The sequence below is a fragment of the Dellaglioa sp. CoH-57-MRSF-18 genome, from assembly GCF_056781995.1.
The window spans coordinates 1-274 of the sequence record NZ_JBXAXX010000210.1 but is presented as its reverse complement, the minus strand read 5'-3'; the positions used below and the strand labels follow the sequence as shown (position 1 = coordinate 274).

Below are 274 nucleotides of genomic sequence, written 5' to 3'. Positions count from 1 at the left end.
GGCGTCCTCGTTGAAGACCCCGAGTTCGATACCGGGATCACCGATACTCCATTTGTCGTAGGACCGGTCCCGGCCAACAGTTCCTTCCGAATGGACCTGCCACGGCCCGAAGTTTTCTTCCTCGAAGCCAGTAACTTCCCGCGTAACGGGGCCATTTCGTGTCACCAGATAGACCCGGCCACACACGACGATCATACGGCACTCGGTTCGATGGAAGTGGTAAACGCTGCCATAGCGCACGCGCGGTGTGTCACCACCCAGCTTATCCCAGTAC

At 58.4% G+C, this 274-nt stretch carries 1 protein-coding gene; it reads right to left on the bottom strand.

Annotation, left to right across the window (positions count from 1 at the left end; translation table 11 throughout):
- Window positions 1–274: hypothetical protein (locus tag AC1RPG_RS08750; RefSeq protein ID WP_481762597.1), on the bottom strand; the 274-nt coding region annotated here is incomplete at both ends.